At 39.3% G+C, this 9,675-nt stretch carries 12 protein-coding genes; 8 read left to right on the forward strand and 4 right to left on the reverse strand.

The features are described from left to right. Positions 1-15: 15 nt before the first annotated feature. A complete protein-coding gene (gene trhA / locus GPDM_RS10675) occupies positions 16-663 on the reverse strand; it encodes a PAQR family membrane homeostasis protein TrhA (protein ID WP_008431280.1) in 648 nt (215 codons plus the stop codon). Between the two features lie 133 nt (positions 664-796). On the opposite strand from trhA, the gene GPDM_RS10680 reads away from it, so the two are divergent. After that, positions 797-1,381 (forward strand): DUF1836 domain-containing protein, encoded by a 585-nt coding sequence (locus GPDM_RS10680; RefSeq protein WP_008431281.1) that lies wholly within the window; start codon positions 797-799, stop codon positions 1,379-1,381. After that, on the forward strand, positions 1,374-1,838 hold the full coding sequence (locus GPDM_RS10685; RefSeq protein WP_008431282.1) for a YaiI/YqxD family protein: 465 nt from the start codon (positions 1,374-1,376) through the stop codon (positions 1,836-1,838). Before GPDM_RS10680 ends, GPDM_RS10685 begins: the two co-directional genes overlap by 8 nt. Positions 1,839-1,866: 28 nt before the next feature. Here the strand turns inward: GPDM_RS10685 and GPDM_RS10690 are convergent, their stop codons facing one another. Beyond that, positions 1,867-2,970, reverse strand: coding sequence for an S-layer homology domain-containing protein (locus GPDM_RS10690; RefSeq protein ID WP_008431284.1), 1,104 nt, complete (start codon positions 2,968-2,970; stop codon positions 1,867-1,869). A gap of 227 nt (positions 2,971-3,197) precedes the next feature. Here GPDM_RS10690 and GPDM_RS10695 point away from each other — a divergent pair, with 227 nt between their 5' ends. The 5 genes from GPDM_RS10695 to GPDM_RS10715 all read left to right on the forward strand — a co-directional run bounded on the left by GPDM_RS10695 (position 3,198) and on the right by GPDM_RS10715 (position 6,990). Further along, positions 3,198-3,479, forward strand: a complete 282-nt coding sequence (locus GPDM_RS10695; RefSeq protein WP_008431285.1) for a hypothetical protein — start codon at positions 3,198-3,200, stop codon at positions 3,477-3,479. 90 nt (positions 3,480-3,569) lie between these two features. Then, on the forward strand, positions 3,570-4,661 hold the full coding sequence (locus GPDM_RS10700; RefSeq protein WP_008431286.1) for an AI-2E family transporter: 1,092 nt from the start codon (positions 3,570-3,572) through the stop codon (positions 4,659-4,661). Positions 4,662-4,776: 115 nt separating this feature from the next. Next, on the forward strand, positions 4,777-5,562 hold the full coding sequence (locus tag GPDM_RS10705; RefSeq protein ID WP_008431288.1) for a transporter substrate-binding domain-containing protein: 786 nt from the start codon (positions 4,777-4,779) through the stop codon (positions 5,560-5,562). Positions 5,563-5,620: 58 nt separating this feature from the next. Continuing rightward, complete coding sequence (locus tag GPDM_RS10710) at positions 5,621-6,265, forward strand: amino acid ABC transporter permease (RefSeq protein WP_008431290.1); 645 nt, start codon at positions 5,621-5,623, stop codon at positions 6,263-6,265. Continuing rightward, complete coding sequence (locus GPDM_RS10715) at positions 6,262-6,990, forward strand: amino acid ABC transporter ATP-binding protein (RefSeq protein WP_008431292.1); 729 nt, start codon at positions 6,262-6,264, stop codon at positions 6,988-6,990. Before GPDM_RS10710 ends, GPDM_RS10715 begins: the two co-directional genes overlap by 4 nt. Before the next feature lie 214 nt (positions 6,991-7,204). On the opposite strand, the gene GPDM_RS10720 is transcribed toward GPDM_RS10715, so the two are convergent. Then, complete coding sequence (locus tag GPDM_RS10720; protein ID WP_008431293.1) at positions 7,205-7,645, reverse strand: peptidylprolyl isomerase; 441 nt, start codon at positions 7,643-7,645, stop codon at positions 7,205-7,207. Positions 7,646-7,722: 77 nt separating this feature from the next. After that, positions 7,723-8,514 (reverse strand): SDR family oxidoreductase, encoded by a 792-nt coding sequence (locus GPDM_RS10725; RefSeq protein ID WP_008431295.1) that lies wholly within the window; start codon positions 8,512-8,514, stop codon positions 7,723-7,725. Between the two features lie 158 nt (positions 8,515-8,672). Between GPDM_RS10725 and GPDM_RS10730 the strand changes: the two genes are divergently transcribed. Continuing rightward, positions 8,673-9,659, forward strand: coding sequence for an NAD(P)/FAD-dependent oxidoreductase (locus GPDM_RS10730; RefSeq protein ID WP_008431296.1), 987 nt, complete (start codon positions 8,673-8,675; stop codon positions 9,657-9,659). Positions 9,660-9,675 lie beyond the last annotated feature (16 nt).

The following is a 9,675-nucleotide window of genomic DNA, read 5'->3' on the forward strand; positions in this document are numbered from 1 at the left end:
GCACCCTTTTTCGTTTTATAGCACATAAAAGTATACGGATAAGAAATGACAGAGGCTGCCGAAAAGAATAAATAGGTGGAAAATCTCATGAAACCCTAAATATTTGGAAGACAAAAAATTTGGTTTGAGTCCGTATATAATGCCACCAACTGTATAAGAAACACCACCAGCAACAAGCAAAAGTAAGCCAGTTAAAGAAAGGCTATTTGTTAGTGGCACAACTGCGAAAATGATAATCCAGCCCATCGCAATATAAATCGCAGTAGAAAGCCATCTTGGGGAATGGAACCAAACCATTTTAAAGAAGATGCCGCTAAGTCCTAAAACTGTGACAAGTGAAAAAAGAGTCCAACCAAGGGTTCCCCCAAGAGCAATAAGACAAAAAGGAGCATAAGATCCTGCGATTAACGCAAAAATCATCGAGTGATCGAGTTTACGCAAAAACGCAATGATATAAGGCTGAGAAATAGCGGAATGGTAAATGGTAGAAGCACTATATAAAAAGATTAAGCTAATGCCGAAGATGGAAACAGCCACTACGTGTAAAGCAGGTTGGTCTGCATAGGTTGTTTTAATCACCATTGCTAACAAGGCTGCTAAAGACAATAGGGCTCCTGCTAAATGGGATAACGCATTAAATGGTTCTCGAATATATGTGTTCATCTAAAAAGCTCCTCGCTATATGTAGTTATTGAAACTACTTATAAAGATACTCGTATTATAATGTGTAGTCAAGCTTGGAGAATTATTGATAATGATGTAAAATAGCGAGTATGAAATACCTCGGGGAGCGTGAGTGCATATCGAAAATGCAAATAAACTTATCGGAGAAATGGCTTTTCACAATCAAGTCTTACCAGAAGACATTCCAAAAATTGATTTGTATATCGATCAAGTAATTCAGTTGTTTGAATCGAGTTTTGCAGAAACAAAACGACACCCAGATGAAAAAATTCTCACCAAAACGATGATTAATAATTACGCAAAAGGCAAATTGTTTTATCCGATTCAAAGCAAAAAATACAGTCGAGATCATATCATGTTAATTAGTTTGATTTATCAAATGAAAAGCGCTTTATCAATTAATGATGTTAAGAAAGTATTAGATGGTATTAATGAAAAAGCAGAGAAAAAAGAGCTAGATCTCGAACAGTTTTACCAAAGCTATTTAAACCTTCAGCAAAACAATATAACTTTCTTTGAAACAGGATTAACACAACAAGCAAGAGAGGTTAGTGAACAACTAGCAGAAGCGGAAGATGCAGAAGAATTAGAGCGTGTTTTGCTAATTGCATCACTGGTACATACAAGTAATCTTTATAGAAGAGCAGCTGAAAAACTGGTGGATGAAATGGTGGAGGGGGCAAAGCGTGATGAGTAAAATATTAATTGACGCAGACGGTTGTCCTGTTGTGTCACAAACGATTGAGTTAGCGAAGGTTTATCGCTTACCTGTCATATTGATTTGCGACACTTCCCATGAAATGTACCGAGAAGGCGCAGAGACCATTACAGTATCAAAAGGAGCGGATGCTGTAGATTTTGTTCTTGTAAATCGAGTGAAAAAAGGGGACATTGTGGTCACGCAAGATTACGGACTTGCAGCAATGGTACTTGCTAAGCAAGGAATTCCGATTGATCAAAACGGTCGCGTTTATTCAGATGAAAATATTGAACAATTGCTTCACGGTCGTCATGTCGCGAAGAAGATTCGTCAAGGCGGCGGCAGGATGAAGGGGCCGAAAAAAAGACAGCCTGAAGATAACGAGAAATTTCAAGCGGCTTTAACACAGTTGTTGCTGCAAGCTACAGAAAACGAAAAAATGCCTGGCACATAAAGTCGCCAGGCATTTTTTATTTTAGCGCTTAAATGGTCCAGCGATCATTGATAATCGCTACTAATATCCATTTACCGCTAGTATTTTTCTCAAATACCATGCTCAAGCTTTGCCAGTCCATACCATCGTACTGTTCTGTTCCTGGGTTATGGTATTCGACAATCATCGCATTTGGGTAGAGCTGATGGATAAACTCATGAGCCGTTGGTTGAGTTGTTCTTCCATACCGATCTTTATCGGTATAAGTCGCATTCATCAAATACTGATCATAATATTCAGCAGGCGTTAAGTTGATCTCAAAGCCACTACCATCTTGGTACCCCCATAAATAATCATTGGAGTTGGTCATAAAGTTTGGAAGCTGTGCTTTAGTAAAAGTAACCCCACCGCTATCGAGACATCCTCCGCTGTAAGGGCAGAAGGTCAGTCCATCTGCAGAACTTACATAAGTTGCGACATCAGCAAAGTCTTTTGCTTTTAGTTCAGCCAAAATTTTATTGGCTGTAGAGAGCAATTTCTGCTTTTCAGGGATGAACACCGGGTCAACTGCGCGAGCTAGAAATGCAGCAAATTGCGCGCGAGTCACTGGTGTGTCAGGTCGGAACGTATTGTCTGGATAGCCGCGTGCAACCCCGTAATAAGCGAGGCGTGATACGGCATCAAATGCAAAATGTTTTTTTGTCATATCTTTAAACGTATTGGCTGGAGCTTCAGGAAAATAGAAAGCTCTGTCTAGCATAGCGGCAGTTTGCCCGCGTGTAACAGTCCAATCAGGACGGAAATAGTTATTTGGGAAACCAAAAATGATTTCCTTTTCAGCAGCCGAAGCAATATAGCCGGAAAACGGATGACTTGAAGGAACATCTTTAAAGCCGGTCGAGCGCGCTGTGTCGTCTAAATACACCGCTCGGCCAATCATTGCAATGGCATGAGCACGAGTGACAGGGTCATTTGGTCTGAAGGTACCATCGGGATAGCCATTGATAATGCCTTCTTCATAGAGATAAGCAATTTCAAAAGCAAACGGATGGTCGGCATTTACGTCATCAAACAAAACAATCGCGTTGGCGGGAGTTAAAAACACACTGAACATCAGGATGGCAGCTGCAATTAAAGATAAAAAAGTCTTCATATTTATCCCTCCCTATTTGATCTCATTTTACCATAAAAAAGGATTTTTTGTAACAAAAAAATATTAAAAAGATAATAAGTTATTTAATTTTTTGTATATACATTTTATCCAAACTTACTTTCTTGGTAATGATTCAAGTGAAAAGGACTAGGTCTATTTAGTCAGTTTAAAAAGTACATAAAGGGTATATAAGGAAAAGTGAGCGTATATTTTTAGGAGGGATTAGTATGAAAAAATCAACCACAAACACATTGATTGGTAGCGCACTCGCAGCTGCTTCTGGAATTTTTGTTTATCGAGCTTACCAAAAGAAAAATATAGTTCGTGTGGAACCAGATACAGATATGCACAACAGCGCTGAAATCGACAAACGAGAAAGTGTCGATGCGATAGAAGATTCTGCTGAACAAGGATTGTCGCAATTGGACTCTATTTACCGAGATGAATGGCAAGCTAATGGATTTCCACAAACTCATAAAGAAATGCGTGAGCTTGAAAAGGATCAATAAGAGAAAACCGAAAGCGAAAGCAAAACACCTTTTTGCTTTCGCTTTTATATGCCGAAATTCAAGGCATAAATAAAGAAAGGAGGAAAAAGTATGTGGATTAAAAAGCCATTTTTTGAATACACAACAGCCATATTGCTCGTAGCTATTACTTTGTTTTTTTTAGGGAAAATTGATTATGTGCTAGAACCTATACAAATCGTCATCGCAACAATTTTCGCTCCGGTCTTGTTAGGTGGTCTTTTTTATTATTTATTACGACCAATTGTAAATTGGTTAGCACGTTTTGTACCTAAGATTGTAGGAATCGGAATTATTTTTACGATTATTGCTTTAACTGCTTCTTTATTACTTTACTTTTTTGGACCGGTCATTACTAAACAAGTGGATAGTTTAGTGAATTTGGCACCCGAAACTGTGGAAGAAGTAACAGAAGAGTCGAATTCTTTTATAGCTAATTTTCAATTTGGAGGAGTCACAGGCTCGGAAATTCGCATGTGGACTTTGGATTACGTAGAAAATCTTTCAGAAGGTTTACTGAATAACGTTATGGACATTTTAACCATGCTTATGAATGTAGTGGTTGTGTTAATCGTCGTGCCTTTTGTCTTGTTCTTTCTATTGAAGGACGATGATAAGTTTATCCCTCATTTGACTAAATATTTGCCGGAAGAGCATAAAATGGAAGGTAAAAAAATATTAAAAGATGTCGATCAAACATTATCAGACTTTATCGTCGGTCAAGCGTTCGTCGCTGGCGTGGTAGGGGTATTAATGTATATCGGATATCTGATTATCGGGTTGGACTATGCTTTAAGTTTGGCAATTTTTGCGATGTTCTTAATTATTGTGCCGTTTTTAGGTCCTCTCCTTGGGATTGTGCCAGCACTTTTTGTGGCATTGACGAGTGGTGATATGTGGATGGCAGTAAAAGTTATTCTTGTATTACTGGTTGTTCAACAACTTGAAGGAAATTTGGTCACGCCGAACATTATGGGAAATCGTTTAAATATCCATCCGTTAACGATTATTTTGCTTCTTATGATTGCAGGTGCATTATATGGGTTTATCGGAATTTTAATCGCCATTCCAACATATGCAGTTTTGAAAACGTTGGTTCACAACTTCCGATTATTTAATCGATTACGTAAAAAACGAGAAGTCGCTAGTAAACAGGAACTTTAGTACTGATTGATTCTACAATATTTTAGTTATTTTTATTCAAAGGTTCTGAATTTGAGAAAATTATGATATATTAATATTCAGTAAGGCCGATGAAAGAAAATAAGGGGGAACTAAAATGAAAAAATGGAGTCTTTTAGCACTACTTATGGCAATGATGCTCGTGATCGCTGCTTGTGGATCCGACGAGAGTGAAGATACAACGGAGGGTGGAGAAAGTGGAAGTGATGCCAAAACCTACAAAGTAGGAATCGACACGACGTACCCACCTTTCGAGTTTGAAGTAGACGGCGAATATACAGGAATCGATATTGACTTGATCACAGCGATTGCTGAAAACCAAGGGTTCGAAATTGAATTCAGCCCAATGGACTTTGGTGGAATTATCCCAGCTTTGCAAGCGGATCAATTAGATGTCGCGATTGCTGGTATGAGTATTACAGATGAGCGTAAAGCAGTAGTTGATTTTTCTGATCCTTATTTTGATGCAGGTTTGTCTCTTGTTGTCGCAGAAGATAACAGTGAAATCACTTCTTTAGATGATTTAGAAGGTAAAACGGTAGCGGTTAAGAGCGGAACTACGGGTGCTCAATTTGCTCGTGATAACGAAGCAGAATATGGCTACACAGTAGCACAGTTCGAAGATAGCCCATCTATGTTCCAAGAAGTTTCAAACGGTAATGCAGCAGTATTGTTAGAAGATTACCCAGTTATTGCTTATGCAATTGCTGAAAGTGGACTTTCTTTGAAAACAGTAGGAGATCGTTTAACTGGAGATCAATACGGAATTGCTGTATTAAAAGGTCAAAACGCAGAAGTTCTTGAGCAAATCAACACAGGTCTTCAAGAGTTGCGTGACAGCGGTAAATACGATGAAATTTTAGCGAAGTATATTGCAGAATAAAAAATAAATGTAGCGCGCATAAGCGCGCTGCATTTTTTTATTCAAAGGAGATGTAAAGATGGATACAATTATTAATGCCTTTCCGTATTTAATGGAAGGTTTGAAAGTAACGCTCTATATATTTGCAATCGCAATTGTACTTGGATTTTTAATCGGTTTAATTGTTGCGCTGTTTAGACTAGCACCTTTGAAAATTTTAAATTGGATTGCAAAAATCTTTGTTGATGCCATTCGAGGAACACCATTTATCGTCCAGTTATTCTTTATCTATTTTGGTTTGAACTCTTTAGCTTTTATTTCTTTGGACAATACGACTGCAGGAATTGTAACCGTAGCAATCAATGCAGGTGCTTATTTCTCGGAAATCATTCGTGCGGGTATTCAGTCAATCGATAAAGGACAAACAGAAGCAGCACGTTCTCTTGGCTTGAATTCAACGCAAAACATGCGCTATATCGTATTGCCTCAAGCTTTCAGACGCATGTTGCCAACCATCACGAACCAAGCGATTATTTCATTAAAAGATACATCGTTGCTATCAGTCATTGGAGTGGCAGATTTGACGCAAGAAGGTCGTATTCAGGCCAGCGCCACGTTTGACGCTTTTAATGTGTACTTAATCCTAGGAATTATATACTTCGTCGTTATTTACTTACTATCTATGCTGGCGAATTATGTAGAAAGGAAGTTTGTATTGCGATGACTATGATTCGAGTAGAAAACTTAAAAAAATCATTCGGCAAGCTAGAAGTTATAAAAGATATCAGTACGGTCGTGGAAGAAAAAGAAGTTATTTGTGTTATTGGTCCATCTGGTTCGGGAAAAAGTACGTTTCTCCGCTGCTTAAACCGACTTGAAGAAATTACCGGAGGACATGTTTATATTGAAGGAACGGATATTACCGATCCGAAAATAGACATCAACCAAATTCGCCAAGACGTAGGAATGGTGTTTCAGCAATTTAACTTATTCCCACATAAGTCGGTACTGGAAAACATTATTTTAGCACCGATGAAAGTAAAAAAAGGTGACAGAAAATCTGTTGAGAAAAAAGCTTATGAACTGTTAGATAAAGTAGGACTTCGTGAAAAAGCAAAAGCTTACCCAGGCGAACTGTCGGGTGGTCAAAAGCAACGTGTAGCAATTGCTCGTGCACTGGCGATGGATCCGAAAATCATGCTATTTGATGAACCAACGTCAGCCCTTGACCCTGAGATGGTAGGCGATGTGCTAGATGTTATGAAGCAATTAGCGCAAGAAGGTATGACCATGGTCGTTGTGACACACGAAATGGGATTTGCTGCTGAAATGGGCGATCGCGTGTTGTTTATTGACGGAGGTTATATAGTAGAAGAAAATGTGCCGAAAGAATTGTTCGGCAATCCGCAACATGAGCGGACAAAAGCATTTTTGAGTAAAGTATTATAAAAGATGCGCCTCTGGGCGTATCTTTTTTTGTGAATTTTTGCGTTTGGACAGTATTTGCTGTGATTTGGACAGTATTCTATTCGAATCGGACAGTATTTCACCCCATTCGGGCAGTATTCCACTCGAACTCGACAGTATTTCAAGATTATGGAATAAAACAACAAACAAAAAGCCGGACTGGATGAAAATCCAGTCCGGCTAAGCTCAATTGTTTTTATTCTTCGTCAAAAACGTGAACTTTTGTCATTTTGTCGCCATTGCTCATCGCTTTAGCAGTTTCAAGTCCTGAAGTCACTTGTCCGAAAACAGTGTGAACGCCGTCAAGATGCGGTTGTGGTGCGTGAACGATAAAGAATTGGCTTGAACCAGTGTCTTTACCTGCATGCGCCATTGAAAGGCTTCCTGCTTGGTGTTTGTGTGGGTTGCCTGCAGTTTCACATTTGATTGTTTTGCCGCTGCCGCCTGCACCCGTACCAGTAGGGTCGCCGCCTTGGCTTACGAAGCCAGGGATTACGCGGTGGAATGTTACGTCATTGTAGAAACCTGAGTTTGCAAGTTCCTCAAAGTTTGCAACAGTGTTTGGTGCTTCATTAGGGAAAAGTTCGAATTCGATGATTTCGCCGTTTTCCATGTGGATGTGTCCTTTTTTAGCCATGTTAAAACATCTCCTTTATAATAGGTTCATTTTCTAGTATATCGATTTTTGAGGTGGCTGTATAATCATTTGGCACATTACAATGCTTTTAATGATCCACCTTCTACAACAAGCGATTGTCCGGTTAAGTAAGAGTTAGCCGAAGAGGCAAGAAAAACAATGATTTTGGCAAATTCCTCCGGTTCTCCGTAGCGTCCGGCCGGAATCGATGCTTTGCTTTTTTCCACAATTTGCTCGACAACAACGCCTTGTTTGTCTGCAGCAATTTGATCGAGTTCACCGACGCGGTCTGTAGCAAATCGCCCAGGGCCAACAGTATTGACCAAAATGTTATCGCCTGCAACTTCACGCGCTAAAGTCTTCGCAAACCCAACCATTCCTGCACGGAAAGTGTTCGACAAAATCAATCCATCAATCACTTCTTTAACAGAAGAAGAGGAGACGTTAATGATGCGTCCGAATTGCTGTTCCTTCATATAAGGAAGAACGGCTCGGGATGCGCGAATATAGCTCAACAAATTTTGTTCAAAAGCTTGGTACCAATCGGCATCTTCAATTGCATCAAAGCCACCAGCTTTTGGACCGCCTGTATTATTGACTAAAATATCAATTCGTCCAAATTGATCGGCTATAAAATGAAACAAATCCAGAATATCTTGTTCTTTCGAGCCATCGCAAACGTGTGAGAATACTTGGCTATTACCAGAAGCTTCTTTAATCTCTGCTGCCGTCGCATCTAGTGTCTGTTGGTTTCGACTAGAGATAATAACAATTGCGCCTTCTTTGGCAAACTCGAGTGCGGTTGCTTTGCCGAGACCTTTACTAGAAGCCATCACAACAACTACTTTTTCTTTAATTCCTAAGTCCACTGCATTCACCCTTTCGTATGTATCCAAGCTTTAGTTTAAAGATAAAAGACGGAGTATTCAAACTTTTATTTTTTTGAATTTCCGTCATAAGTCCAATGGCGTGAAACCGGGTAAAATATGATAGGATATAGTTACTGATTAGATTAGGAGTGTTATAAATGGGAGAACGCGAAATTTTTGATATAACGATTATCGGCGGCGGGCCAACGGGCTTGTTTGCTTCCTTTTACGGCGGTATGCGCAAAATGAAAGTGAAAATTATAGACAGTTTGCCACAATTGGGTGGTCAACTGACTGAATTATATCCGGATAAATTCATTTACGATATCGGTGGATTTCCGAAAGTATTAGCAAAAGATTTAGTGGACAACTTAGTTCAACAAGCAAAATACGGAGATCCTGAAATTTGTTTAGAGGAAACGGTAACTGCTGCTGAACGTCACGAAGATTATTTTGTCATTCAAACAGACAAAGGGCTACATTATTCTAAAGCAATTTTGTTAACTGCAGGAGTTGGTGCATTCCAACCGCGTAAACTTGCAGTTGAAGGATGCGAAGCTTTTGAAGGAACATCACTTCATTACGGAGTGAAGGATTTAACGGTCTTTAGCGATAAAAAAGTAGTTGTTTTAGGTGGCGGTGATTCAGCCGTTGACTGGTCAATGATGCTTGAAAATGTTGCGTCGCACGTAACCTTGAGCCATCGTAGAGAGAAAATGACTGCACACGAAGCGAACATCGATGTTTTAATGGCATCTAAAGTAGAAGTGAAAAAACCTTTTGGTGTAAAAGAATTGGTCGGCGAAAACGGCCAAGTCCGTGAGCTTGTTCTTATAGACAAAGAAGGAAACGAAGAACGTCTTGAAGTAGACCATGTAATTTGCAACTATGGCAACATTACTTCTTTAGGGGCTATAAAAGAGTGGGGCCTTGAAATGGATAAAAACTCCGTCATCGTCAACTCTAAAATGGAAACAAGCATTCCAGGAATCTACGCTGCAGGAGACATTGCAACGTATGAAGGAAAAGTGAAATTGATTGCAGTTGGTTTCGGTGAAGCACCGACAGCCATTAATAATGCAAAATCTTACTTAGATCCAAAATCTAAAGTTCAACCACTACACAGTACGAGCGTTTTCAAATAAAACCAAAAAATCNCTC

Source organism: Planococcus donghaensis MPA1U2, assembly GCF_000189395.1.
Taxonomy (GTDB): Bacteria; Bacillota; Bacilli; order Bacillales_A; family Planococcaceae; genus Planococcus; species Planococcus donghaensis_B.